The organism is Novosphingobium subterraneum (assembly GCF_000807925.1).
GTDB lineage: Bacteria > Pseudomonadota > Alphaproteobacteria > Sphingomonadales > Sphingomonadaceae > Novosphingobium > Novosphingobium subterraneum.
Genome location: NZ_JRVC01000005.1, coordinates 194,337 through 219,300, shown reverse-complemented (window position 1 = coordinate 219,300; position 24,964 = coordinate 194,337). Strand labels below are relative to the sequence as shown.

23 protein-coding genes are annotated in these 24,964 nt (G+C 64.6%); 9 read left to right on the top strand and 14 right to left on the bottom strand.

All coding sequences use genetic code 11. The annotated features are described in order from the left end of the window. Positions 1-55: 55 nt before the first annotated feature. Positions 56-316, bottom strand: coding sequence for a hypothetical protein (locus NJ75_RS07090; protein WP_230487782.1), 261 nt, complete (start codon positions 314-316; stop codon positions 56-58). 60 nt (positions 317-376) lie between these two features. Between NJ75_RS07090 and NJ75_RS07085 the strand changes: the two genes are divergently transcribed. Then, entirely contained in the window at positions 377-619 is a 243-nt protein-coding gene (locus NJ75_RS07085; protein WP_039332849.1) for a helix-turn-helix domain-containing protein, read from the top strand. 3 nt (positions 620-622) lie between these two features. Here NJ75_RS07085 and NJ75_RS07080 read toward each other — a convergent pair whose 3' ends face one another. Genes NJ75_RS07080 through NJ75_RS07055 form a run of 6 tightly spaced genes read right to left on the bottom strand, consistent with a single transcriptional unit; the run spans position 623 to position 6,239 of the window. Continuing rightward, complete coding sequence (locus NJ75_RS07080) at positions 623-1,087, bottom strand: low molecular weight protein-tyrosine-phosphatase (protein WP_039332848.1); 465 nt, start codon at positions 1,085-1,087, stop codon at positions 623-625. After that, entirely contained in the window at positions 1,084-2,097 is a 1,014-nt protein-coding gene (locus NJ75_RS07075; RefSeq protein WP_039332846.1) for an acyl carrier protein, read from the bottom strand. The genes NJ75_RS07080 and NJ75_RS07075 overlap by 4 nt, the downstream gene beginning before the upstream one ends. Beyond that, the gene (locus NJ75_RS07070; protein WP_039332844.1) at positions 2,090-4,294 is read right to left on the bottom strand and encodes a dehydrogenase E1 component subunit alpha/beta; all 2,205 of its coding nucleotides are present in this window, start codon (positions 4,292-4,294) and stop codon (positions 2,090-2,092) included. Before NJ75_RS07070 ends, NJ75_RS07075 begins: the two co-directional genes overlap by 8 nt. A gap of 45 nt (positions 4,295-4,339) precedes the next feature. Beyond that, positions 4,340-5,236: a carbon-nitrogen hydrolase family protein gene (locus NJ75_RS07065; protein ID WP_039332842.1), complete on the bottom strand. Its 897-nt coding sequence runs from the start codon at positions 5,234-5,236 to the stop codon at positions 4,340-4,342. Beyond that, positions 5,230-5,817 (bottom strand): GNAT family N-acetyltransferase, encoded by a 588-nt coding sequence (locus NJ75_RS07060; RefSeq protein WP_039332840.1) that lies wholly within the window; start codon positions 5,815-5,817, stop codon positions 5,230-5,232. Before NJ75_RS07060 ends, NJ75_RS07065 begins: the two co-directional genes overlap by 7 nt. Then, positions 5,817-6,239 carry a ketosteroid isomerase-related protein gene (locus tag NJ75_RS07055; protein WP_052242162.1) on the bottom strand — a complete coding sequence of 141 codons (423 nt, stop codon included), beginning with the start codon at positions 6,237-6,239 and terminating at the stop codon, positions 5,817-5,819. Before NJ75_RS07055 ends, NJ75_RS07060 begins: the two co-directional genes overlap by 1 nt. 227 nt (positions 6,240-6,466) lie before the next feature. On the opposite strand from NJ75_RS07055, the gene purC reads away from it, so the two are divergent. The 4 genes from purC (at position 6,467) to NJ75_RS07035 (ending at position 13,693) form a co-directional block, all read left to right on the top strand. Beyond that, positions 6,467-7,252, top strand: a complete 786-nt coding sequence (purC, locus tag NJ75_RS07050; RefSeq protein WP_039332937.1) for a phosphoribosylaminoimidazolesuccinocarboxamide synthase — start codon at positions 6,467-6,469, stop codon at positions 7,250-7,252. A 171-nt stretch (positions 7,253-7,423) separates the two neighbouring features. After that, complete coding sequence (locus NJ75_RS07045) at positions 7,424-10,264, top strand: M16 family metallopeptidase (RefSeq protein WP_052242146.1); 2,841 nt, start codon at positions 7,424-7,426, stop codon at positions 10,262-10,264. Positions 10,265-10,403: 139 nt separating this feature from the next. Then, entirely contained in the window at positions 10,404-12,713 is a 2,310-nt protein-coding gene (locus NJ75_RS07040) for a TonB-dependent receptor (protein ID WP_039332838.1), read from the top strand. Then, on the top strand, positions 12,713-13,693 hold the full coding sequence (locus NJ75_RS07035) for an MBL fold metallo-hydrolase (RefSeq protein WP_039332836.1): 981 nt from the start codon (positions 12,713-12,715) through the stop codon (positions 13,691-13,693). Before NJ75_RS07040 ends, NJ75_RS07035 begins: the two co-directional genes overlap by 1 nt. Positions 13,694-13,803: 110 nt before the next feature. Here NJ75_RS07035 and NJ75_RS07030 read toward each other — a convergent pair whose 3' ends face one another. Next, positions 13,804-14,409, bottom strand: a complete 606-nt coding sequence (locus NJ75_RS07030; RefSeq protein WP_062342225.1) for a TetR/AcrR family transcriptional regulator — start codon at positions 14,407-14,409, stop codon at positions 13,804-13,806. Positions 14,410-14,792: 383 nt separating this feature from the next. On the opposite strand from NJ75_RS07030, the gene purS reads away from it, so the two are divergent. Both purS and purQ read left to right on the top strand, forming a co-directional pair. Then, positions 14,793-15,026, top strand: coding sequence for a phosphoribosylformylglycinamidine synthase subunit PurS (gene purS / locus NJ75_RS07025; RefSeq protein WP_039332834.1), 234 nt, complete (start codon positions 14,793-14,795; stop codon positions 15,024-15,026). A 17-nt stretch (positions 15,027-15,043) separates the two neighbouring features. Further along, positions 15,044-15,721 (top strand): phosphoribosylformylglycinamidine synthase subunit PurQ, encoded by a 678-nt coding sequence (gene purQ / locus NJ75_RS07020; protein WP_039332831.1) that lies wholly within the window; start codon positions 15,044-15,046, stop codon positions 15,719-15,721. Here purQ and NJ75_RS07015 read toward each other — a convergent pair. The 3 genes from NJ75_RS07015 to NJ75_RS07010 all read right to left on the bottom strand — a co-directional run bounded on the left by NJ75_RS07015 (position 15,718) and on the right by NJ75_RS07010 (position 20,128). After that, positions 15,718-18,081, bottom strand: coding sequence for a putative bifunctional diguanylate cyclase/phosphodiesterase (locus NJ75_RS07015; protein ID WP_039332829.1), 2,364 nt, complete (start codon positions 18,079-18,081; stop codon positions 15,718-15,720). The genes purQ and NJ75_RS07015 overlap by 4 nt on opposite strands. Before the next feature lie 172 nt (positions 18,082-18,253). Next, positions 18,254-18,412, bottom strand: coding sequence for a hypothetical protein (locus NJ75_RS24720; protein ID WP_011444689.1), 159 nt, complete (start codon positions 18,410-18,412; stop codon positions 18,254-18,256). Positions 18,413-18,532: 120 nt separating this feature from the next. Beyond that, on the bottom strand, positions 18,533-20,128 hold the full coding sequence (locus NJ75_RS07010; RefSeq protein WP_039332828.1) for an isocitrate lyase: 1,596 nt from the start codon (positions 20,126-20,128) through the stop codon (positions 18,533-18,535). Between the two features lie 146 nt (positions 20,129-20,274). Here NJ75_RS07010 and NJ75_RS07005 point away from each other — a divergent pair, with 146 nt between their 5' ends. After that, complete coding sequence (locus NJ75_RS07005) at positions 20,275-21,669, top strand: helix-turn-helix domain-containing protein (protein ID WP_039332826.1); 1,395 nt, start codon at positions 20,275-20,277, stop codon at positions 21,667-21,669. Here the strand turns inward: NJ75_RS07005 and NJ75_RS23715 are convergent. The 3 genes from NJ75_RS23715 to NJ75_RS06995 are packed head-to-tail and all read right to left on the bottom strand — an operon-like array spanning position 21,650 to position 24,202. After that, complete coding sequence (locus NJ75_RS23715; protein WP_082013299.1) at positions 21,650-21,811, bottom strand: DUF2474 domain-containing protein; 162 nt, start codon at positions 21,809-21,811, stop codon at positions 21,650-21,652. The genes NJ75_RS07005 and NJ75_RS23715 overlap by 20 nt on opposite strands. Then, positions 21,798-22,796 (bottom strand): cytochrome d ubiquinol oxidase subunit II, encoded by a 999-nt coding sequence (gene cydB / locus NJ75_RS07000; protein ID WP_039332824.1) that lies wholly within the window; start codon positions 22,794-22,796, stop codon positions 21,798-21,800. The genes NJ75_RS23715 and cydB overlap by 14 nt, the downstream gene beginning before the upstream one ends. Beyond that, positions 22,793-24,202, bottom strand: a complete 1,410-nt coding sequence (locus NJ75_RS06995) for a cytochrome ubiquinol oxidase subunit I (RefSeq protein ID WP_039332823.1) — start codon at positions 24,200-24,202, stop codon at positions 22,793-22,795. Before NJ75_RS06995 ends, cydB begins: the two co-directional genes overlap by 4 nt. A gap of 239 nt (positions 24,203-24,441) precedes the next feature. On the opposite strand from NJ75_RS06995, the gene NJ75_RS06990 reads away from it, so the two are divergent. After that, entirely contained in the window at positions 24,442-24,951 is a 510-nt protein-coding gene (locus NJ75_RS06990) for a GNAT family N-acetyltransferase (RefSeq protein WP_039332933.1), read from the top strand. The last annotated feature ends 13 nt before the right edge of the window (positions 24,952-24,964 follow it).

The window sequence follows — 24,964 nt, the reverse complement described above, 5'->3', positions numbered from 1 at the left end:
TGCTTCGACAGGCTCAACATTTGCGGGGTTGGGCAGATTCAGAAAATAGGTCGCGCTACTTCGCCTGCCCGCGCATTTCCAGATAGGCCGCTTCGCGCGCTTCCGGCGAAAGCGTGAGAAGATAGCGGCTCGCCTCCCTGAACGTCAGGAACGGCTTGCCATCCACCACGATCGGCACGGTCCGCCCGTTGTAGATCCGCCGCAGCAATCGGCGTTGCGGTCTGGTGAGCGATGCGTCGGCCCTACCAGGTTCGATGTCAGGATCGGTTTCAGATCCGGCTTCAAGTTCCGTTTCAAGGCCCGTTTCAATGTTCATCTCAGGGCCTATAGGGCACAGGATCAACGCCTGCCATTTCAATCGGACAGAGGAGACAGAATGAGCGCCCGATTCACCGAAACCGAACTGTCCGAGCATTTCGCCCACTGCATCCAGGTACTCGGCGGCACGACCGCTGCCAGCCGCCGGCTCGGCGTCGACGAGCGCGCGATCCGGCGCTTCGTCACCGGCGAAAAGCCCATTTCCGAAAGGCTGCTGCAGGACACGGCAACCGTGCTGCAGGCGCTGATTGAGGAAGCCTCCGCTGCCGAAGCGCGGATCACGGCAGCCTTGGGCGCCTGATTCTCAGCGCAAGTAGCGCTTCACCAGCCGCTCCGCCGCTGCGCTGACGTCGGCCCAGGCCTGCTCGAAATCGTCCTCGTCGCCATAGTAGGGATCGATCACCGCCGTACCCTTGCGGCCAGGCACCAAATCCATCAACAGCCCGACTTCGGCAATGTGGCGCGAAGGCTCGATCCGGCGCAGGTCCTTGAGGTTCTGCTGGTCGAGCGCGAAGATGTGACCGAAGCGGTGGAAGTCTTCCGTCGTGACCTGCCGTGCGCGGTAGCTTGAGATATCGAGGCCGTGCTTCCGCGCGGTTTCCTGCGCCCGGGGATCGGGCGGTCGGCCGACATGCCAGTCACCGGTCCCCGCGGAATCGATGGTCATCGCCACGCCCGCTGCCACCGATTGCGCGCGCAAGGCCGCCTCGGCGAGAGGCGAGCGGCAGATGTTTCCAAGGCAGACGAACAGTATTGACGGTTGGCTCACGGGATCACGATACTCCGCTGGCTGGGTCTCCCCAGGCCAATCAGGAACGGATCCTCTCCCTGCCGCGCAGTGAACATGCTTCGTGACGCGATGTCCATCCATTTTCGAGCAATCAGCACCTGCCCGATAGCCCCGCCCAGCGTGTCGCCAGGCCCGAGCAAGACCACGCGATCCGGCGCGAACTCACGGATGCCCACGGTCATCGCGGCGGTGAAGTCGTAGGGGGCCAGGATCTGGTGCCCGAAAGTATAGTCCCACAGCGCCTCACGGTCGCTTTCGAACCGCCGCCACACCTTCCCTCGCCCGTCGATCAGCGGCACCTGCGGCTGATCGAACCAGTCCGCCGGAAACTGCGCCCGCGCCGCATCGCTGCTCTGCTGCATTAGCGGCGTGTGGAACGGCCCATGCCCAGCGAGCCGCATCGGCGGGCGCGAAAGTGGCGGCAAGTCCTTCTCGAACGCATCGAGCGCCGCAACCGGCCCCGCGACAACCAGCATTCCCCCCAGCCGGATCGAGGGCAGCACGCCGTGCCGCGCCATTGCCGCTTCAACCTCGGCCTGCAGTGCAGGATCGACCGTCCAATCCTCCCCCGCCAGCACCAGCACCGACTGTCCACCCGGCTCATGGCGCTGCGAATTGATCCCCATGCCATCGGCAATGGCAAAGCCATGCTCGGGCGAAACCGCCCCGGCACAGGCCAGCGCCGTGTACCAGCCCATCGAATTGCCGGTCACCGCGACAATCTCGAACCGCTCGCGGTCGATCTCGAGAAAATCCAGCCAGGCACAGGCGTGGATCAGCGGCGCCGCATTGTCCCCCCGCAAGTGCGCAGGCGTGAACTTCGCCGCCCCATCCAGTGCCGACAAGGTCTCCTTGCCCGCCTCGCCCCGCATCGCATCGAACCGCGCCAACCACTCCGACCCGGCATGATGCCGCCCCAGATAGCCCAGTTCCGGGGCATTGTAGGTGCCACGCCCGGGGCAGACGACAAGGACGGTTTCCTTAGCCACGCACCATCTCCAGCACCTTGGCCACGATCCCGTCCCGGCTCGGCAGGGTATGCGTCGCCGCGCGCGCCAGCGGGATGAAGCTGTCCGTCGCCGCCATGCGTGCAATTGCCTTGCCCGGCGCGCGCTCGGCCAGAAGCGCCATCAGCGCCTCGTTCTGCCCACCGGTGATGCGGCATTCGTCCACCACCAGCACGCGCGAACACGGCGCAACAGCCTCGATCACGGCATCTTCGTTCACCGGCCCCAACCAGCGCAAGTCGATCACGCGCACGTCCACGCCCTGCTCGGCCAGCAACTTGCGCGCCTGCAGCGAAAGATAGAATCCGTTGCCGTAAGTCACGATGGCAAGATCGGTGTCCTCGCCCGCAACACCGATCTGCCCGAAGGCAATCGCGCCCTCACCCGGCGGCTGATAGACGCTCGCCCACAAGCCATCCCCCGGCTCGTGCAAGTCCCGCGTCATGTAGAGCGCGATCGGCTCCACGAAGACGACGACGCGACCTTCCTCGTGCGCCAGCCGCACGCATTCGCGCAGCATTGCCACCGCATCGCGCCCATTGGACGGCACCGCCAGCACCACCCCCGGAATGTCGCGGAAGACAGCCAGCGAATTGTCGTTGTGGAAGTGCCCGCCAAAGCCCTTCTGGTATGGCAGCCCGGCGATCCGCACGACCATCGGGTTGGTGTACTGCCCGTTCGAGAAGAATGACAGCGTCGCCGCCTCGCCCCGGATCTGGTCCTCGGCATTGTGGACATAGGCGAGGAACTGGATCTCCGGCATCGGCAGCAGACCATTATGCGCCGCGCCAATCGCCAGCCCGAGGATCGCCTGCTCATCCAGCAAGGTATTGATCACCCGCGCCGAGCCGAACCGCGCATGCAGCTTCTGCGTGGCGGCATAGACCCCGCCCTTCGGCCCCACATCCTCTCCGCAGACGATGGCGTTGGGATACTGCAACAGCAGGTCCGCCATCGCCCAGCTGATCAGCTTTGCCATATGCTGCGGCTTGTCCATCGCGGCGGCATCGTCGGCAAAAAGCGCAGCACGGTCCTGCGGCGGGGCCAGCGGCCTCTCCACACCTTCGCGCTTCGGCGGCACGATGCTGGCCATCACCGCCGCCGCATCCGGCAGCTTGGGCCGCCGGATCGCCAGCTCCACCTGCCGCTCCAGCGTCGCCTCGATCTCGTCATAGACCGCGCGGACCTCTGGCGCGGTCATCACGCCTTCCTCGATGAGCAGCGCCGCGCTCGCCAGCAGCGGATCGCGCTCTTCCTCGGCCCGCACTTCTTCCTTCGTGCGATAGGAAAGCTGCACGTCGTTCCCGGCATGGCCGTAAAGCCGCACCGTCTTCATGTGCAGGAACACCGGCTTCCTCTGCCGCCGCGCCATCTGTTCGGCCTCGCGCGCCGCACGCATCGTATCGACAAGGTCCGAGCCATCACACCCGATGTAGTGCAGCCCTGCCCGCCCCGAGAAGTTCGCCTCGATCCACCCCGGCGGCGTCCGCGTGGAAATGCCGATGCCATTGTCTTCGCACAGGAAGATGATCGGCATGGGCGTACCCTGGAATGCCGCCCAGCACGCGGTATTGATCGCGCCCAGCGCGGTCGAATGATTGGCGCTGGCATCGCCAAAGCTGCACAACACCACGCCGTCCTTCGACAGAACCGTATCGCTCCAGCCCATGCGCCGCGCGATGCCGATGGAGAACGCGGCTCCCACCGCCTTGGGCAAATGGCTGGCAATGGTCGAAGTCTGCGGCGGGATGAACAGGCGCTTCGATCCCAGCACCTTGTGCCGCCCGCCGGAGATCGGGTCCTCGGCACTCGCGGCAAAGCTCAGCAGCATGTCCCACGCCGGGTTCTCGCCCGGCACGCGGTGGGCGCGGTGGATCTGGAACGCAGCGTCGCGATAATGAAGGAACGCCATGTCGTCGATGCGCAGCACTTCGGCCAGCACCGCATTGCCCTCGTGGCCCGAGGAGCCGATCGTATAGAACCCCTCGCCCCGCGCCTGCAGCTTGCGGCTCATCCTGTCGAGCTGGCGCGACAGCGCCTGCGACCGGAACAGCGCCGCCGCACTCTCGGGCTCCAGCCCCACATCCTTCAGTCCGAGGTTCGAGCGCCTGCGCGCCGTGCCGTTCTCCAGCGCATCAAGGAACTGCCGGTGGACCTGCTCGGCGGCATCAAGCGACATTGCGGATGGTTTCCCTCGTAACGAATCCGCGTGATAGCCGCAGGCCTAGCGCAAGTCCACGACCTCCACCGGCGGCAAGGCCACCGCCCCCGGCTGCTCCGACCAATGCCGCGCATTGAGCACGCCGCCATCGGCGCGCAGCTCTGCAACCTTCGCGGTATCGACCTCGGCAAAGACCCACTGCGCCGCGCCTTCGACGCCTACCGCCAGCACGCCATCCTCAGGCATCCCGCGATCCGGCGGCCCATAGACCGCCGCCGCCCCCCGGTTCTCGTCCACCGCCGGAGACCACGCCGCCTCTCCCACCGTCGGCGAGTGCACCGCATAGCACTGCCCCTCCAGCGCGCGCGCCTGCGCCCCGATCCGCACGCGCCAGTAGCCATGCAGCGTATCCGTGCACGAAGGCACCAGCAGCACTTCTGCCCCTGCTTCCACGCAGGCCCGCGCCAACAACGGAAACTCGCTGTCATAGCAGATCGAAACCGCCAGCCTTCCCAGCGCCGTATCGAACACCCGCAACGTGGCACCGGCGGCTATGTCCCACTGCTCCCGCTCGAACCGGGTCATCACCAGCTTGTCCTGAACCGAGGACTTGCCATTCGGCGCAAACAGCCGCGCGGCATTGCGAAAGCGCCCGTCCGCATCCTTGCGCGGTGCCGAGGCTGCCAGAATATGTAGGCCGGTTCGCGACGCAAGTTGGCCATGCAGTGCATCGACACGCGGCAGCAGCGCCGAAACCGTCTCGATCGACCCCGCCAGATCGCCCATCGTCGCCGGATCAAGGCTCGCCAGTTCCATCGCCCCGTATTCGGGAAACACGGCGAGCTTGGCACCCTGCGCTGCGGCCTGTTCCACCCACCGCGTCAGCTTGGCCTCATACGCCTCCCAGCTGTCCAACCGGTCAATCGGATACTGCGCAGCGGCGACGGTGAAGCTTACCATTGGCGCATCCAATATTGCATGAGGTTGACCCGCTCGGCCTCGTCGCCATGCTCCTTCCACGCAAGCTCGGTGGTCAGGTCCGGAACCACGGCATAGCCGCGCCGCGCCCAGAAGGCATCGAGGGGCGAATAGTCTTGCGGCTTGGCCGGATGGTCGTCAGCCCGCACCACGGCAGCAAAGCACGCGGCATTGGCACCACAGCGCACCGCCTGCGCCTCGCGCTGGTCGAAGAACGCATGCCCGATCCCGTGCCCGCGATACTCCGGCAGCAGCACGCTTTCGCCGAAATAGAACAGCCGCGCCACCTCGATTCCCCGTGCCTCGAAGGGTCTGCGAAACTCCGCCTTTTGGTGCATCATCGGCGCCGCCGTGGCCGCGCCGACTATCCGCGCCCCATCGAACGCTGCCACCAGCACCGCATCAGGCGCAGCGGCATATTCGGTCAGATAGTCCGCTTCATAGGCCGCATCGCCATCATAGAGATAGGGATAGGCCGCAAAGACCGTGATCCTCAAGGCGGCCAGATCATCCAGCGCCGCCGCGATCTCGTTTCCGGTCAGCGGCCGAACCTCGATCCCCATTACCCGACGACCTGCTTCGTCCAGTCGCCAAGGTTGTAGTACATGGTCAGCCGCGTGATCTTGCCGCCCTCGATCGCGAGGAACGCCCCGGCCGGCAGCACATAGGTCTGCCCGTTGGCCTCAGGCAGTCCTTCGTCGGTCGCCAGATATTGCCCGTGCACCACGAACTCCGCAGCCGCCCGCGTGCCGTCCTCGCTGGCCATCAGCACGATGTCTTCCAGCCGCTCCTTGTAGCAGCGCTCCATGTGCCTCAGGAATTCGGCAAACGCCGCCTTCCCGACAACCCGCTCGCCCTGGTTGATATCGTGTGCCACGTCATCGCTCAGGCATTCGAGCATCCCCTCCCAGTGGCCGGCATTGAACGCGGCGTAATAGCGGGCCAGCAGGGCAATCGCGTCAGTACGGGCGGCAGGGCTTGTCATCGGCAAAATCTCCTTCACCCTCCGGTCTAGCGCCCCCCGTCGCACCATTCCAGCGCTCCGCCCTGCAAGGCACCATTGCACGGGTGCGCGGAATTGCACTTTGGCGCGTGTTCGCCTATGGGCGGCAAGAACGCCCCGGCGCTTGCGATGGATTCGCCTCCAACGCGATGCCGGGGTTTTGTATTCTGGCCGGGCCGCTGCCCGGCGCCGTGCAGGAAGACGTTATCATGTCCCGTCGCCGCCAGATCTACGAAGGCAAGGCCAAGATCCTTTACGAAGGCCCCGAACCGGGCACGATCATCCAGTACTTCAAGGATGATGCCACCGCCTTCAACGCGCAGAAGCGCGGCACGATCAACGGCAAGGGCGTGATCAACAACCGCATCAGCGAGTACGTGTTCACGCGCCTCGCCCACATCGGCATTCCCACCCACTTCATCCGCCGCCTGAACATGCGCGAACAGCTCGTGCGCCAGGCAGAGATCATCCCGATCGAAGTGGTCGTGCGCAATATCGCCGCGGGCTCGATCTCAAAGCGTCTCGGCATCGAAGAGGGTGAACCGCTGCCGCATACCCTGATCGAATACTACTACAAGGACGATGCGCTGGGCGATCCGATGATCGCCGAAGAGCACATCGCCTGCTTCGGCTGGGCATCGAACGAGGAAATGCAGGACATCTCCTCGATGGCCATCCGCGTGAACGATTTCCTCTGCGGCATGTTCGCGGCGATCAACATCAGCCTCGTCGATTTCAAGCTCGAATTCGGCCGCATCTGGGACGGCGACTACAGCCGCGTGATCCTCGCTGACGAAATCAGCCCCGACGGTTGTCGCCTCTGGGACATGACCACCGGCGAAAAGCTCGACAAGGACCGCTTCCGCCGCGACCTCGGCGGCGAAGAGGAAGCCTACCAGGAAGTCGCCCGCCGCCTCGGCCTGCTCGAGAACGACGGCGGCCCAAGCGAAGTCTTCGACCTCGGCGCCCACCGCAAGCTCCGCGGGAAGAAGTAAACTTCAGGCCCTGCGCTGACATTCAAGACCCCCTTCGGCAACGGAGGGGGTTTTTATTTGTGCAGTCCCACCTCAATCCCGCTCGCCCTGAGCCCGTCGAAGGATGCTGGCACTTCCCTATCCCTAACAGCCCATTGCGCCACCGCGCCCAACCGGGCACATCGCTAGGCAATGTTCCTCCACCGCCTGCTTCCCCTCGCCGCAGCTCTCACCCTCGCCGCCTGCGCCGCGCAACCCGCAAGCGTAGATAGCGCGCCAAAACCGACCTGGGCCTTCCAGCAGAGCGACCTGCCGCCCGATCCCGCCTACCGTTACGGCCAGTTGCCCAACGGCATGCGCTTCATCATCCGCCGCAACGCCACGCCCGCCGGCACCGCGCAGGTGCGCATGGACATTGCCACCGGCTCGCTCGACGAGCGCGAGACCGAGCGCGGGTTTGCCCATTTCGTTGAGCATATGGCGTTCAACGGCTCGACCCGCGTGCCCGAAGGCGAGATGGTCAAGCTGCTCGAGCGCAACGGCCTGTCCTTCGGAGCAGACACCAACGCCCAGACCTCGTTCGAACAGACGCTCTATATGCTCGACCTGCCACGCAACGATGCGAAGCTGCTCGACACCGCGCTGATGCTGATGCGAGAAATCGCCAGCGAGCTGACCTTCGATCCGCAAGCCGTTGTGCGCGAACGCGGCGTCGTCCTGTCAGAACTGCGTGACGGGCAAGGCTGGAGCCGCACCAACCTCGAAGACCAGCTCGCGTTCTTCTACCCCGCAGCGACCTACCCCAGGCGCCTGCCCATCGGCACGGTCGAAACACTGAACGCTGCCACCGCCGATGCGCTCAAGGCCTTCTGGGCGCGCGAATACGTCCCGTCGAAGACCACGCTGATCGTGGTGGGCGATTTCGATACCGATGCGGTCGAACAGGCCATCCGCACCCGCTTCGCCGACTGGCAAGCCAAGGCGCAGACCCCGCGCCCCGATCAGGGCAAGGTCGAGCCGAAGCAGAAGGCCAGGGTCGACATCCACCTCGATCCGTCACTGTCCGAACGCGTCACCGCATCGCGGCACGGGGCCTGGCTCGACGAGCCCGACACCATCGCCAACCGCCGCCGCAACCTGCTGCGCCAGATCGGCTACGGCGTCGTCAACCGCCGCCTCGCCCGCCTCAACCGCGCCATCGACCCGCCGTTCCGAGGGGCGGGCTTCGGCACAAGCGAGGTGTTCAAAATCGGCCGCACCACCAATGTCATCGTCGACACCGTTGACGGCGGCTGGCAGCGAGGCCTCGCCGCCGCAGCCGGTGTCTACGCGCGCGCCCTCGCCACCGGCTTCACTAAGCCTGAGATCGACGAGCAACTCGCCAGCATCCGCACCGGCCTGGAGAACGCCGCCGCCGGGGCCGACACCCGCAGCCACGGCACGCTGGTCGCCGCCGCGCTCGCCCTGATCCGCGATGATCAGGTGCCGACGACGCCGCAATCCGGCCTCGCCCGGTTCAACCAGTTCGCGCCGACGATTACCCCGAAGACCGTCATGGCCGCACTGAAGGAAGAAGCCGTCCCCCTCAAGGACCCGCTGCTCCGCTTCCAGGGCCGCACCGCGCCCAAGGGTGGCGAGGAGGCACTGCGCAAAACCTGGGCCAAGGCCACCCGCGCCAAGGCCCCGGCCGGCGAAGTGCCCGCGCCGATCCCCTTCGCCTACACCGACTTCGGCCCGGCCGGCACCGTCGTGGCGGACACCACCGAACCGCTCTACGGCATCCGCCAAATCCGCTTTGCCAACAACGTCCGCCTCAACCTCAAGCGCACCGACCTCGCCAAGGACCGCATCGACGTCCGCCTCAATCTCGACGGCGGCGAAATGCTCGACACCCGGCAAGATCCCCTCGCCACCGAGATGACCGGCGTCCTCGCCCGCGGAGGCCTCGGCAAGCACAGCGAGGACGACCTCCAGACCCTGCTCGCCGGGCGCTCGGTCGCATTCGGCCTGAGCGCATCGGGCGATACCTTCTCGGCCGATGCGACCACAACCCCGCGCGACCTGACGCTGCAACTGCAGCTCTTCGCCGCGCTGCTGACCGACCCCGGCTACCGCCCCGAAGGCGAAGTGCTGTATCGCCAGAACATCGCCAACTTCTTCGCCCGCCTGCGCTCGAGCCCCGGCGCGGCCCTGTCCAACTCCATCGGCGGCATCCTTTCGGACAACGACCCGCGCTTCACGCTGCAACCGCAATCGGCCTACGCCGCGCTCGGCTATGGCAAGCTCAGGCAAGAAATATCCGACCGGCTCTCCCGCGGTGCGATCGAGATCTCGATCGTGGGCGACATCGACGAAGCAGCGGCGGTCGACGCCGTTGCCCGCACTTTCGGCGCCCTGCCCAAGCGGGAACCCGATTTCCGCGCCTACACCGCCGAACGCCAGCGGGGTTTCACGTCCAGGCGCGGTCTCCAGATCATCCGCCACACCGGCGAGGCCAATCAGGCCGTGGTCCGCTACACCTGGCCCACCCGCGACGACCGGGACCCGGATGAAGCGATGGCGCTCTCGCTGCTTGCCGAAGTCGCCGGGATCGAAGTGCTCGATACGGTGCGCGAGAACCTCGGCAAGGCATACAGTCCCGGCGCGTCCTCGGCCCTCAGCCGCGTCTGGACCGGCTACGGCACGTTCACGATGAACGCTTCGGTAGACCTCGCCGACGTCGCAGCCACCCGCGCCGCATTGGAAGAAACGGCGCGCTCCCTCATTGCCGCACCGGTCGACGCAGACGTGCTGCAGCGCGCCCGGGCCCCCATGCTCGAACGCATCGACAATTCGTTGAAGACCAACGGCGGCTGGAGTGCGCTCGCCGAACGTGCCCAGTCCCAGCCCGAGCGCCTCATTCGCGCCAAGGCGGCGCGCGCCCGGTTGGAAAAGCTCACCGCGACAGATCTGCAAATGATCGCCCGGCGCTATCTCGCCCCGGAGAAAGCGGTGCAGGTGCTCGTTCTGCCGGACGGAGCAGCCGTTCCTTGAGCACGAGCGCCGGTTCGCCCACCTCTCAATTCATAAATTTTGGGCATGTCCAAGTGCAAATATAATCTATTTTTCAAATCCAGTCTCCTCATGCATTCGTTTGCGCAAATCACAAGCCGTCGATCTACGGGAGACAAAAATGAGCAACAAATCAGTCATTCGCTGGACCGTGTCGCTGGCCGCCCTGTGTGCCGCCAGCCCGCTTCTCGCCCAGGAAGCACAGGTTTCAGACGAAGAACAGGGCATCACCGATATCGTCGTCACTGCACAGCGCCGTGAGGAAAGCTTGCAGCGAGCTGCCGTCGCGGTGACCGCCGTAACCGGGGCAGACATTGCCGAAGCCGGCATCACCGAACTGGTCGATCTCCAGAAGCTCGTGCCCGCCCTGGCCGTTTCGCCGACCGGCGGCACCACCAGCTTCTTCCTGCGCGGCGTTGGCACCAATTCGCAGAACTCGTTCTCGGAAAATGCCGTCGCCTTCAACTTCAACGGTGTCTACGTGGCGCGCCCATCGGCTCCTGCCGGTGCGTTCTACGATCTCGCCCGCGTCGAGGTGGTCAAGGGACCGCAGGGCACGCTTTACGGCCGAAACGCAACTGGCGGCGCCATCAACGTCATCCCGCGCAAGCCCGATCTCGGCAAGTTCGGCGGGGAAGTGCGCGCCGAATACGGAAACTACGACAGCAAGAAGGCATCGGCCGCGCTCAACCTTCCGATCGGTGATTCCGCGGCCCTGCGCGTCGCCGGGCAGGTCGTGGACCGTGATGGTTTCCTTACCGACGGCTACAACGACGAGAAGGGCGAAGGTGTGCGCGCCTCGTTCCTGATCGAACCGTCGGCGGACTGGTCGGTGCTGTTGGTCGGCGATTATTTCAACCAGCATGGCAAGGGTTGGGGCAGCGTCCTGCTCCCGAGTGCCACGCTGAATGCGCCAGACCTGAATGATCATGTCGGCATTTCCAGCCCCGCCGCGCTGGCCGCGATCCGCAACCTCGCCGCCGGCGTTTTCGCGCCACCGTTCTGCGGCGGCTTCGGCGGGTTCGTGACCAGCGGCTGCATCGATCTTCCGGCAGATACCGGCTTCCTCGACAACAAGTTCTATGGCCTGAGCGCGACGATCGAGGGCGACCTCGGCTTCGGCAAGCTCACGCTCCAGCCGGCCTGGCGCAAGACGGACATCAACTTCGTCACCTATCTCCCGGGCTTCCGCGGGGAAATCACCGAAAAGGCTGAACAGTTCTCGTTCGAAGCGCGCTTCGCGTCGGATCACGATGGCCCGCTCAACTATGTCCTGGGTGGCTTCTATTTCAAGGAAGACCAGAACGCGCTGAACTTCTTCCGCCAGGGTGATCTTTCCACCACGCGCTTCACGCCAAACGTCAACACGGAAAGCCTCGCCGCGTTCGGCCAGTTCACCTACAAGGTCACCGATGCGCTGCGGCTCGTTGCCGGCGGGCGCTATACCAAGGAAACCAAGGATCAGTTGACCGCCACGGTGTCCGGTGGACGGCCCGGACCGGTCAATCCGCCGCTGGGAGCGCCGTTCACCGGCGCGCTGGATTTCGAGAAGTTCACGTGGAAAGCCGGCATCGAGTTCGATGCGGGCCCTGCATCGCTTATCTATGCCGATGTTTCGACCGGCTTCAAATCCGGCGGTTTCTTCGTTGCCGCGCCACCGGAAAACACCTTCGCTCCCGAAACGCTCACGGCCTATACGCTGGGCAGCAAGAATCGCTTCTTCGACAACAAGCTGCAGGTGAATGTCGAGGCGTTCTACTGGGACTACACCAACCAGCAGATCACCTTCGTAGGCGGTGTGCGCACGGCGAACAACATCTTCGCCCAGGGTTCGCGCACCGAGAACGCGGGCAAATCCCGCATCTACGGGTTCGAAGCCGAAGTGCGCTTCCAGCCCAGCCGCAACGACCGGTTCGATCTCAATCTGCAGTACCTGAATGGCAAGTACAACAGCCTCAGGACGGCCAACTTCTCGCCCACGGGTGCGCCGGTGGCCACTGGCTGTACCACGCTGGGCAGCCGCCTCGCCAACCCGGGCGTCCCGGGCAACAATGCGCGCTTCTATGATATCGACTGTTCGGGCAAACCAGCCGTAAACGCGCCGAAGTGGTCGCTGGGCCTCGGATACGAACGCGGGTTCGACCTGTCCGATTCCATGCGTCTGCTGCTCGGTGGCCGGACCTCGATCGAATCCGGTCGCTTCCTCAATCCGAACTATCGCCCGGAAGAACGGCAAGGCGGCTTCATGATGTCCGATGCCTACCTCACGCTCGAGGGCGATGGTGGCCGCTGGACGCTCACCGGCTTCATCAACAACATCGAGGATGAAGAAGTGATCGTGCGGTCCGGTTCAAGGCCAATTCTCGACTTCTCCGTCGCGACGCTTGCTCCGCCCAGAACCTATGGCATCCGCATGGGATACACCTTCTGATGCGATTGGCCATCATCGCCGGCATCGCCATTGCTCTGGTCACGTCCGGAGAAGTCGCCCAGCTCGCAGCACATGAGTCATCTGAAAGTGGCTTACGCTTCATCACGCTTGGCACGATGGGTGGGCCGGTCGGTGATGGCCGCCGTTCTCAACCGGCCAACGCCCTCGTCGACGGGAAGGATCTCTATGTCGTCGATGCGGGCGACGGCGTCGTGCAGCAGATGGCCAAGGCCGGCCTGGCATTGCCGAACGTCAAGGCGGTGTTCCTCAGCCATCTGCACGCCGATCATACGGGCGGCCTCTCCGCGCTTCTGGCGCTGCGCAACCAGACTCTGGTTGCGCAGAAGCTGACGATCTACGGCCCGCCAGGAACGCGCGAAATGGTCGAGGGCATGATATCCTCGATGCGGCCCGCTGCTCGCGCGGGATACGGAATACCGGGCAAGCCCTGGCCCGATCCTGCAGGGACAGTCGCCGTCGTGGAAATGGGCGATGGGTTCAGGGCCAGCGTGGGCAACATGGTGGTCCGCGCAGTGCAGAACACCCACTATGATTTCGCCCCCGGCAGCGAGGAAGACAGATCCTTCAAGTCGCTTTCCTTCCGGTTCGATTTGCCCGGGCGATCCATTGCCTATACCGGCGATACCGGCCCGTCCGCCGCCGTCGAGAAGCTGGCGGCAGGGGCAGACCTGCTCGTGAGCGAAATGATCGACATTGATTCGACGATGGCAACGGTCGCCCGCAACTCGCCGAACATGCCGGAAAAGGCGAAGGCGGATCTGGTCCGGCACCTGACCACGCACCATCTCGCCCCGCCAGACGTCGGCAAGATGGCCAAGCATGCCGGGGTCAAGGCCGTGGTCGTCACGCATTTCGCGGGCGGCAGCACAAGCGCCGCGCAAGTCGAAGGCGTCACGGCCGGCGTCCGCGCCGAATACGCGGGCCCTGTCACGATCGCCAACGATCTCGATAGCTTCTAGGATCCACGTCCGGGGGCCATTATCGCCGCAGGCGGAACGCGCCCCTTTCTTCCACCCCTCCCGCAGGCGGGAGGGGGCGGGGGTAGGCCCCCAGCACCCAGCTCCCCGCCCTACCCGGTCGTCAGCCCGTAAAGCACCAACGCCGCCTGGTTCTCGGCCATCCAGTCCACGTTCAGCGGCTCTGCTCCCACCGGCTCGAACACGTTGCGCCACAGTGCGGCAAAGATGATTCCTCCTGCCACGCATTGTGCCGCCGTCTTCGGATCGGGGCAGGCAAACTCGCCCCGGGCAATGCCATGGGCAATCAGCCGCTCGATCGCGCCAAGGATGCATATCATTGCGGTTTCGTGGTAAAATCGGGCAAGTTCGGGGAAATTGCGGCCCTCGCCCACGATCAGGCGCGGCAGGAAGGCCATTTCCGGGCTGGCGATGCGCTTGATCGCGTTCTTCACGAAGGCGCGCAGCAATGCCGGCGCGGGCAGGCTGCCGTAGTCGCTCGGCAGCAGCGACGGCATCATTTCGGTGATGACTTCCGACACCAGCGCACGGAACAGCGCGTCCTTGCTGTCGAACGCGAGGTAGAGCGCCGCGCGGCTGATGCCGACGCGCCTGGCCACGTCCTCCATGCGTGCGGCGGCAAAGCCCCGTTCGGCAAATTCCTCGCGCGCAGCGTCCAGAATGCGCTCGCGTCTGTCTGCTGGCGTAACTCGTGGCATGGCCGCAAAATAACTGACACGTCAGTCATGTAAAGCGGTAAAAGTCCGGTGGCAGGGTTTCCGGATGCGTTGCGTGGGGTGCAGTTATGGTGTCCAGGCCGCCCTGCCACCGAAAGGAGATTTCTCCTTGCGGAGTAAGGCCTTGATGCCATCTTTCTGCGGCTTCGTCTCAGCGTTTTCCTACGTAAGCGTTTTGTGCTATATCCGGAAAACTGGCGGTTTACCGGGGGTCCCGGCCCATCCCTCAGTGCGCCCGCGTGCCTTTGCCGAAGTTTCTCCGGACAGTGTAAACCCCGTAAACCCTTCGCCTTGCTCTTTTGGCTCTCCCGATGCATAGGCGCCCCCAAGATTCTCCAGCATTCAGGTTCCGAAAGGCCCCGCCGATGAAGGTCCGCGTCATTGTCACCCTCAAGAACGGCGTCCTCGACCCCCAAGGCCGCGCCATCCACCACGCGCTTGAAGGCCTTGGTTTCGAAGGCGTGAACGACGTGCGCGCCGGGCGGGTCATTGAACTCGACGTGGCAGACACCACTTCGGATGCAGCGCTTGACGAGATGTGCAGCAAGCTCCTCGCCAACATGGTGATCGAGAACTACCGCATCGAAAAGGCCGCCTGAGCTTAGGAACCCGCGCCATGGCTTTCACCTCCGCCGTCATCACCTTCCCCGGCTCGAACTGCGATCGCGACATGGCGGTGGCGATCGAGCAGGTCTGCGGCGGCACGGTCCATCGCGTCTGGCACGGCGATGCCGACCTGCCTGAAAATCTCGATTTCATCGCCCTGCCCGGTGGCTTCTCCTATGGCGACTACTTACGCTCCGGCGCGATGGCGGCACGCTCACCGGTGATGCAGGCGGTAGTGCGCGCGGCTGAGCGCGGCGTGACCGTGCTCGGAGTATGCAACGGCTTCCAGGTGCTGACCGAGGCTGGTCTCCTGCCCGGCGCGCTGATGCGCAACGCCGGCATCCGCTTCGTCTGCCGCGACGTGAAGCTGACGGTCGAGAACAACCAATCGCTGTTCACCGCGGGCTATGACGCTGGCCAGCAGATCACGATCCCCGTCGCGCACCACGACGGCAACTTCTTCGCCGACGACGCGACGCTGGACCGGCTCGAAGGCGAAGGCCGCGTCGCGTTCCGTTATGCAGAGGCCGTCAACGGCTCGGCGCGCAACATCGCGGGCGTCCTCAATGATCGCGGCAACGTGCTGGGCATGATGCCGCACCCCGAGCGCATGATCGAAGCGGCGCAGGGTGGTTCGGACGGCCGCGCGCTGTTCGAAAGTGTCGTGCGCGGGCTCGTCGCCGCCTAACCTGCGGCCCGCTCCTTGAAGCGGGTCTGGCCAAACAGGGCCAGTGCGTCGGTCCGGTTCATCGGTCGGCCGAAGTAGTAGCCCTGGATCTTCTTGGCACCGAGACGGCGGATGCATTCGAGTTCGGCCTCGGTCTCGACGCCCTCGGCCGTCGTCGACATTTCCAGCGCGTCGGCCATGGCCACGACGGCGCGGACAATGGCAAGGCTCTCCGGATTGTCCTTGGCCGCGCCCTGCACGAAGCTGCGATCGACCTTGATCGTCGAGAAGCGCATCTTCCTGAGGTAGCCCAGCGACGAGTAGCCGGTGCCGAAATCGTCGAGCGCGACGCCGCAGCCGATGCCCATGAGGTTCTCGAGCGTCATCTGCGCCGTAGTACCATCGCGCACGAAGATGCTCTCGGTCACCTCGATCTCGAGCCGGTGCGGCGAAAGGCCGGTCGATGCGAGCGCGCCGACGACGGTTTCGGCGAAGTAGGGATCGAGCAACTGTTCGCCGGACACATTGACCGCGATCTTGACATGCTCGGGCCAGTTCCTCGCCTCGGCGCAGGCAGTACGCAGGACCCAATCACCGATCGGAACGATCAGGCGAGTGTCCTCGGCCAGCGGAATGAACTTGGCCGGGCTGACGAAGCCGTGCTCGGTGCTGTTCCACCGGATCAACGCCTCGAAGCTCAGCACCTGCTCGGTCGTCGCATCGACGACAGGCTGGTACATCAGCGAGAACTCGTTGCGCTCAAGCGCGTGGCGCAGCGAGAATTCGAGCTTGCGGCGTTCCTCGGCGTGGGCGTGGAGGGAAGGCTCGTAAGTACAGTGCCGCCCACCGCCTTCATCTTTGGCGCGGTAGAGCGCAAGGTCGGCGTTACGCAGCAGGGTCTCGACCGTCGAACCATCACGCGGCCCGATCGCCGAGCCGACGCTGGCACCGACATAGAGCATGTGGTGATCGATCTCGTAGGGCTGCGAGAGCGTGGAGATGATTGCCACGCTGAGATCGGTGACGCGCGCCTCGTCGGCCGCATCGCGGATGACGACAGCGAACTCGTCGCCCCCCAGACGTCCGCAGACCTCGCCTTCCTGCATGATCAGCTTGAGCCGATCCGAGACGAGGGCAAGAAGCTGGTCACCGACGAGGTGGCCGAGCGTATCGTTGATCGCCTTGAAGCGGTCGAGGTCGATCATCAGGAAAGCGCAGCGCGTGCGCCACTTCTCGGCATAGCCCATCGCCTCGCCGAGGGCCTCGGTCAGCATCAGGCGGTTGGGCAGGCCGGTCAGCGTATCGTAGCGCGCAAGGTAGGCGATCTTTTCGGCGCTTTCGCGCTGCTCGGTCACGTCCGACCCAACGCCGCGGAAGCCGACGAAAGTGCCGTTTTCATCGAACTTGGGTGAGGCCGAAAGCTCCCACCAGCGATAGCCGCCATGGAGCGACACGCGCACAAGCAGGTTGGAGAAGCTTTCGCGGCGCTTGAGACGCTCGGCCAGATCGTGGAGGCTGGAATGGAAGTGGCCGGAATCCCAGGCTGGCCCTGCGACAAGCTGGATCAGGGGCTTGCCATCGACATCCTCGGGGTCCTCGCCCAGCGCGAAGGCAAAACGCGGGCTGACCGAGCGGACCCGGCGGTTGGCATCGACCTGCCAGAGCCAGTCGGCATCTCCTTCCTCGAATTCGCGCAGCAGCAGCGACACGACTTCGGCCTTCTCCGCCATGCCGGCCTCGGCGACGCGCGCGCCCAAGAAAGTGCGCGCGGCCTCTACCCCGCCGACGCTGACGATGAGCACGAAAGCGACCGCGACCGCTGCGGCGATGTATTCCCCCCAGAACAGGAATGCAGCCACGCCCGACAGACCGACAATCCCGCCGAACATCACCGTAGCCATCGGCATGGCAGCAAATGTCACGGCCATGCCGGTCATCAGCATGGCAAGGACTGTCCACAGCGTCATGCGCTGCGCCTGATCTCCGAACGGGGAAAAGACCAGCATGGGGATGGCCCAGATCAGCGCTACGAATAGCGAGCTGATAGTCTGCCGGTGCATCTCCTGACGGCTTACCCTCCGCCGGTCCGCATCGATAAGCGTGCGATCGAACCTTGCGCCGGAGATAAGGACGCCAACCAGCAGCGCCATCCAACCGACCAGAAACGCGACGTGGACTTCGCCAGCATAGGTCTGCACAACGAGCAGAGCCGCCATTGCGTGAGCGACAAGCCGGGCGAACGTCAACTTCGCGAGGCTGGAGTACTGCAAGCCTCGCAACCTGCCCCAATCACCTTCGGCCGGATCACGCAATCCGATCACGGCAAGGATCGGCAGTTTCGCCGGTAAAGCGTCGGGTTCGGGCGCGATCGGGTTCGTCACAATGGTTGAATTACAAGGAATTCATTATCCAATCGTAAGCAGCGGTAAACTTTGGCGCACCACCAACCCCGCAAAAAAGGCCCGCCGCGCCTTGGTTGAGGCGCGACGGGCCGGACTTTCCTCCCCAGGAAAGGTCCTGTCAGGCAGCGAAGAGTGTTAACGCCGCGAAGTGTTAACGACCGAGGGCGCTGCCAAGCCGGTGGTAAAGGTTCGAGAACTTGACCGATTCGGGCTGGTCCTCGATTGCCTTCAGGTAGTGCAGTACGGCTTCGCGGATCAGCTTGAAGTCCTCGGTCGAGAGGACCGCGCGGGCACGTGCAGGTTCAGCCATGGTGGGTCTCCTTCTTGGATCTTCGAGGCTTGATTGCCGCGAGGATTTGCTTGGGTGGGAGGGGGAACACCCCTCCCCAACCCCTCCCCTTGAGGGGAGGGGCTTTCTTTAGTTCGCAACTTATGCGGCGAACTGGTTCATCGTGTTGTGGGCGCCGCCAGCCTTGAGGGCGGCCTCACCGGCGAAGTATTCCTTGTGGTCGTCACCGATGTCGGAGCCGGCCATGTTCTGGTGCTTCACGCAAGCGATCCCCTGGCGTATTTCCTCGCGCTGGACATTCTTGACGTATCCGAGCATGCCTTGTTCGCCGAAATATGCCTTGGCGAGATTGTCGGTGCTTAGCGCCGCAGTGTGATAGGTCGGTAGCGTGATCAGGTGGTGGAATATGCCCGCCAGCTTGCTCGCTTCGCGCTGAAAAGTACGGATGCGCTCGTCGGCTTCGTCGGCGAGCGCACTACCGTCATAGACCACGCTCATCAGCTTCGCCCGATCATAGGCCGAGAGGTCACGTCCTTCGGCCTCCCAGGCGTCGAACACCTGCTGGCGGAAGTTCAGCGTCCAGTTGAACGACGGGCTGTTGTTGTAGACCAGCTTGGCGTTCGGGATCACTTCGCGGATGCGGCTGACCATGCCGCCGATCTGGCCGATGTGCGGCTTTTCGGTCTCGATCCACAGCAGGTCCGCGCCGTTCTGAAGCGAAGTGATGCAATCGAGCACGCAGCGGTCCTCGCCGGTTCCACTGCGGAACTGGTAGAGGTTCGAAGGCAGGCGCTTCGGCCGCATCAGCTTGCCGTCGCGAGCGATCAGCACGTCGCCGTGGCCGAGGTTGGCGGCATCGACCTCCTCGCAATCGAGGAAGCTGTTGTACTGGTCGCCGAGGTCGCCCGGCTCCTTGACGAAGGCGATCTGCTTGGTGAGGCCAGCGCCAAGGCTGTCGGTGCGGGCAACGATCACGCCGTCATCGACGCCGAGTTCCATGAAGGCGTAGCGGACCGCGCGGATCTTCGCGAGGAAGTCCTCGTGCGGAACGGTGACCTTGCCGTCCTGGTGGCCGCACTGCTTTTCGTCCGAGACCTGGTTTTCGATCTGGATGCAGCAGGCGCCTGCTTCGATGAACTTCTTGGCGAGCAGGTAGGTCGCCTCCGCATTGCCGAAGCCTGCGTCGATATCTGCGATGATCGGAACCACGTGGGTTTCGAATTCGTCGATCTTGTGCAGAAGGCGGTGGGTATTGACCGCGTCGCCCGCCTTCTTGGCAGCATCGAGATCGCGGAACAGCATGCCGAGCTCGCGAGCGTCAGCCTGCTTGAGGAAGGTGTAGAGTTCCTCGATCAGCGCCGGAACACTGGTCTTCTCGTGCATCGACTGGTCGGGCAGCGGGCCGAATTCGCTGCGCAGCGCGGCGACCATCCAGCCAGAAAGATAGAGGTAGCGGCCCTTGGTGGTGCCGAAGTGCTTCTTGATGGAGATCATCTTCTGCTGGCCGATGAAACCGTGCCAGCAGCCGAGCGACTGCGTGTAATTCGCCGGATCAGCGTCATAAGCTTCCATATCGCGGCGCATGATCTTCGCGGTGTAGCGGGCGATGTCGAGGCCGGTGTGGAAGCGGTTCTGCAGGCGCATGCGGGCCACGCTCTCGGGCTCGATGCCATCCCAGGTCTGGGCGAAAGGCGCGATGGCCTTGCCTGCTTCGACGATCTTGCTGTGGTAGGTCATGTCCCGTGTTCCCTCACGTGGTGTGCGTCTGTGTGAGATCGGGGTAACGCGCGAATCGATGAAGCGGAACGGCGCGCGGAGTGATGTTGTCAAACTTTACAGGATATGCTTGTAAAGTTGTGCAGTCACTACAAGAGGCGTGTGAAGTGTCGACAAAACCGTTGTACCTTGGACCTCGGCTCAAGCGCATCCGTCGCGAACTGGGGCTGACACAGCAGGCGATGGCGGACGAGCTGGGTATTTCGCCAAGCTACATCGCGCTGATCGAACGGAACCAGAGGCCGCTGACTGCCGACTTGCTGCTGCGCCTGGCGCGGGCCTACAAGCTGGACATGGCGAACCTCGCCAGCGACGAGCGCGACGATTATGCGCGGCGACTGACCGATGCCTTGCGCGATCCGATCTTCAACGACATCGACCTGCCGGCACTGGAAGTGTCGGACGTGGCGGCCAGCTTTCCCGGGGTGACCGAGGCCCTGCTGCGGCTTTACGGTGCGTGGCAGCGCGAGCAGCAGGCATTGGCCGAGCAGCGAAGTGCTGTTCCAGGGACCGGGGCGAGCGATCCGGTGGGCGAGGCACGCCGCTTTGTGGCAGCGCGGCGCAACTATTTCCCGGCAATCGATGCGAAGGCCGAGGAACTGTCGGACGAAATCGCGAAGGCGGGCGGCGCGGCAGAGTGGCTGCGGCTGCGCGGAGTGCGGGTGCGCTTTCTCCCGCCAGACGTAATGATGGATGCGGTGCGCAGATATGACCGGCACAACGAGCAATTGCTGATTGATGACACGCTGTCGCCTTCTGGCCGCGCCTGGCAACTGATGCAGCACATTTCCTACACCGCGCTGCGGGGTGAGATCGCGGGCGTGATTCGGGGGGAAAGCTTTGCCAGCGAGACGGCGGCGCAATTGGTGCGGCGGGCGCTGGCGGGCTACGCGGCGGCGGCGCTGGTGATGCCCTATGACCGGTTCGCGCGGGCAGTGGATGCCCGCAGGTACGACATCGAAGCGCTGTCCGGGCAGTTCGGCGCGAGTTTCGAGCAGGTGGCGCACCGGCTGACCACGCTCAACCGGCCAGGGCAGGAGCGCGTGCCGTTCTTCTTCATCCGCGTCGATACGGCGGGCAATGTGTCGAAACGGCTGGACGGCGCGGGCTTTCCCTTTGCGGCGCATGGCGGCGGATGTCCGCTGTGGAGCGTGCACGAATGCTTCCGCACCCCGGGCGAGATCGTGACGCAGTGGGTGGAGCTGCCGGACGGGCAGCGCTTTTTCTCGCTGGCGCGGACGGTGACTTCGGGCGGTGGCGGGTTCGGTCGGGCGCGATGGACGCGCGCGATCGCGCTGGCCTGTGCGGCCGAGCACGCACCGCGACTCGTCTATGCGGCGGGGGCCGACCCAAAGGCGGTGGAGGCAACGCCGATCGGGGTGACCTGCCGGCTGTGCCATCGCGCGCAATGCACGGCGCGGGCCGAGCCGCCGATCGGGCGCGAGATCCTGCCCGACGACTACCGGCGCGGGGCCGAACCGTTCAGCTTTGCGGAGAGTTGAGCCAGTAGCGGATGACTATGGCGACAGCGCCGAGCGCAGCCACGCTCCCCAGCCAGATCGCCGCCATCCAGCCCAGACGCTGCCACAGGGGCTTTGCCTCGGCCCGCTCCGCGCCATCGAGGCGGGGGTCAATGATAGCCATGTTCGCCCACCTTGCCCCGGAAGACCCAGTAGGCCCAGCCCGTATAGGCGAGGATCAGCGGCATGATCAGGCCGACGCCGATCAGCATGAAGACCTGTGAGCGCTCCGGCGCGGCAGCGTCCCAGATCGAAATGCTCTGTGGCACGACCCATGGCCACATCGAGACGCCCAGCCCGATCATGCCGAGCAGGAACAGGCCGAGCGCGTAGAGGAACGGACGCACGGCGTGACGCTGTTGGAGCGAGCGCAGGAGCGAGATGGCGAGTGCTGCCGTCGCCAGCGGAACCGGTGTAAGCCAGAAGACCATCGGTTCGGTGAACCAACGCTGGAAGTACTGCCCCGCAAGGAACGGCGTGGCGAGGCTGACAGCAGCCATGAGCGCCAGCGTGGCCCATGCGGCGCGGCGGGCGAAGGCGAAGGCCTTGTCCTCGGCGCTGCCCTCGACCTTGATCGCCAGCCAGCAGGCGCCGAGCAGCGCATAGCCCGCGACAACTCCCGCACCGGTCAGGAGCGAATAGGGTGACAGCCAGTCGAGCCAGCCCCCGGCATAGGCCCTCCCCTCAACGTGGATGCCCTGCAGCAGCGCGCCGAGGGTGATGCCTTGTGCGAGGGCCGCGACAAGCGAGCCGGCGAAGAAGGCACGGTCCCAGAACGCGCGATGGCGGGGATCGCGCCAGCGGAACTCGAAAGCGACGCCGCGGAAGACGAGGCCGAGGAGCATGGCGATGATCAACGGGTAGGTCGCCGGCAGGATGATCGCATAGGCCAGCGGGAAGGCGGCGAGCAGCCCTCCTCCGCCCAGCACCAGCCAGGTCTCGTTGCCGTCCCACACCGGGGCGATGGCATTCATCGCCTGATCGCGCTCGGCGCCTTCGTCAAACCACGGGAAGAGGATGCCGATGCCGAGGTCGAAACCGTCCATCACGACATACATCAGCACGGCGAAGGCGATGATCAGGGCCCAGATGACAGTGAGGTCGATCATTGCACTTCCTCCTGCTGCTGGGCGGGCGTGATCCCGGCAGAGCGGATCGGGGCGCGCTCTTCCTGTTCCGGGCCCGGCTCGTGCGGATGTGGCGCGTCCTTCATGAGATGCAGGATGTACCACGTGCCGATGCCGAAGACCGCGAAGTAGACGACGACGAAGGCGGCGAGCGAGGTGGCGACGGCAGGCGCGGCGATCGGGCTGACTGAATCTGCGGTGCGCAGCAGGCCGTAGACTGTCCAGGGCTGGCGGCCGACCTCGGTCGTCACCCAACCGGCGATCACTGCGATAAAGCCCGAGGGCCCCATCAGCACGGCAAGGCGGTGGAGCAGCGGCCAGTCGTACAACTTCTTGCGCGTGCGGGCGAGCAGGCTCCACAGGCCGAGGCCGAGCATGAGAAAACCGAGGCCGACCATGATGCGGAATGACCAGAAAACGATCCACACCGGCGGCCGGTTGTGCGGCGCGATGGTGTCCAGTCCCGCGAGGGGGGCGTCGGGATCATGCTTCAGGACAAGGCTCGAGGCCTTGGGGATGCCGATGGCGTAATCGAGCTTCTGGTCCTTGTCGTTTGGAATGCCGAACAGGTAGAGCGGTGCGCCTTCAGGGTGGGACTGGTAGTGCCCTTCCATGGCCATGACCTTGGCGGGCTGGTGCTCGAGCGTGTTGAGGCCATGCATGTCGCCGACGAAGATCTGCACCGGCGCGACGATTGCGGCCATCCACATCGCCATCGAGAACATCTTGCGGGCGTGAAGGTTTGCGCGGTCACGAAGCAAATGCCACGCGCCGACTGCGCCGACGACGAAAGCCGTGGTCAGGTATGCAGCAATCACGGTGTGGACGAGGCGATAGGGGAAGCTGGGGTTGAAGATGATCGCCGCCCAGCTTGGACCGGGCAGGAACTCGCCGTTCGGTCCCATCTCGAAGCCGGTCGGCGTCTGCATCCAGGAATTGACCGAGAGAATCCAGAACGCCGAAATGAAGGTGCCGATGGCCACCATCAGCGTGGCGGCGAAGTGCAGTCCCCTACCTACCCGGTTCATGCCGAACAGCATCACGCCAAGGAAGCCAGCCTCGAGGAAGAAGGCGGTGAGAACCTCGTAGGCCATGAGGGGCCCGATCACGCCGCCGACCTTGTCGGAAAAGACCGACCAGTTGGTGCCGAACTGGTAGGACATGACCAGACCCGAGACCACGCCCATCGCGAAGGCGACGGAGAAGATCTTCAGCCAGTAGCGGAACAGGTCGAGATAAAGCTGCTTGCCGGTCTTCAGCCAGAGCGCCTCAAGCACGGCGAGATAGCTGGCGAGGCCGATCGAAAAAGCCGGGAAGATGAAGTGGAAGCTCACCGTGAAGGCGAACTGCATACGCGCCAGAACCAGCGCGGCCGTTTGGCTGTCCATACCTGCGAACACGTTTATCTCCCCTGCACGGGATCGGGCGTCTTCTCGTGGCGCCTCAATCACTTCCTAGCCATATATGAGCATGAGCTAAAGTGATATTCCCGAAGCAGCGCTTGCAGTTTCTGCATCCTGAAAACCGCTGTGCAAGCGCGCCGTTCCTCCAAACTTGCAGCATGTGGCCTTGGGGGCTATCGGCGCGCATCCCGCCCGCCTTCGCAGGGCCGAAGAAAGCACCGCCGTTGTCCAAGATCATCCCGCTTGCCGATGTCGATCCCGCGCTGATCGAGCAGTTGCTCGATGCTGCGTTCGAGCCGACACGGCACCAGCGAACCGCCTACAAGGTGCGCGAGGGCATGGAATGGCTGCCAAACCTGTCGTTCGCCGCGCTCGACGACGAGGACATGCTGGCGGGCACGATCCAGTGCTGGCCGGTGGCGCTCACCGATGACAGTGGCCGCATGCATCCGATGATCATGGTCGGCCCGGTGGCGGTCATGCCGCATCTTCAGGGCGAAGGCTTCGGCAAGGCGCTGATGACGGCGGCGCTTACCGCGATCGATCCGCGCGCGCCGCTGCCGCAAGTGCTGATCGGCGATCCCGAGTATTACGAGCGCTTCTTCGGCTTCAGCAACGCCCAGACTGGCGGATGGCGCCTGCCGGGGCCGTACGAGCAGCATCGCCTGCTGTGCCGCACCGCCAATCCTGCCGTCCTGCCGCAAGAGGGCATGTTGGGGCCTTGGCGGCGCTGATCCGATCTGGCAT